The sequence below is a fragment of the Streptomyces enissocaesilis genome, from assembly GCF_039533765.1.
Classification (GTDB): Bacteria; Actinomycetota; Actinomycetes; order Streptomycetales; family Streptomycetaceae; genus Streptomyces; species Streptomyces enissocaesilis.
Map to the genome: position 1 here is coordinate 1 of NZ_BAAAUD010000067.1, position 856 is coordinate 856.

The following is an 856-nucleotide window of genomic DNA, read 5'->3' on the forward strand; positions in this document are numbered from 1 at the left end:
AGGCGTTGTCACGTTGTTGGGTGGGTAGGGCCTGACGGTGTGTCGGGGCATGGTTCCAGTCGGGCTCCGGGCCTGTTGCTCAGGCCACTGCGGGCCGGGCGGTTACCTGGTCCCAGATCGTGAAGCGGATGGTCATCTCGGCCCGGTAGCCGGGAGCGGTCATCAGGTGGCGGCGGGGTCGGAAGTGGGGTGAGATGCCGCTGAACGCGGACAGGAACCGCTGCGCGGCGCCGGTGCTGCGGAAGCCTTTCATCGCCCGTTCGCGCTGCCGCGTTGGCTGGTGGCTGTTCTCGGCCCGGTTGTTCAGACCCTTGTGGGAGCGGTGCTCGACGGAGGGCATGATCTCGCGGTGGGCCGCGCCGTAGGAGCGGAGCTTGTCGGTGATGATCACCCGCGGCACCGCACCCGTGTTCTTCAGCAGGCGGCGGAAGAAGCGCCTGGCCGCAGCGGTGTCCCGCCGGTTCTGCACGAGGATGTCCAGGACGTTGCCGTCCTGGTCGACGGCCCGCCACAGGTACTTCTGCTCTCCGTTGATCTTGACGAATACCTCGTCCAGGTGCCACTTGTCACCGGGCCGGGGCTGCCGACGGCGCAGCGCGCCTGCGTAGGCCTGCCCGAACTTCACACACCAGCGGCGGACCGTCTCATAGGAGACGACGATCCCGCGCTCGAGCATCAGCTCCTCGACCTCGCGGAAGCTGAGGGGGAAGCGGAAGTACAGCCACACGCAGTGGGAGATGATCTCGACCGGGTACCGGTGCCCCTTGTACGACGGCGACACGGCCCCCACGAACAACCCCCTCCAGCACGATCAACCAGAAGATCATCCCATCCAGTCAACCAACGTGACAGCGCC

At 66.8% G+C, this 856-nt stretch carries 1 protein-coding gene; it reads right to left on the reverse strand.

The genetic code is table 11. From position 1 onward, the window contains the following. Positions 1–79 precede the first annotated feature (79 nt). Positions 80–790, reverse strand: coding sequence for an IS6 family transposase (locus tag ABD374_RS31525; protein ID WP_344500040.1), 711 nt, complete (start codon positions 788–790; stop codon positions 80–82). Positions 791–856: the final 66 nt, after the last annotated feature.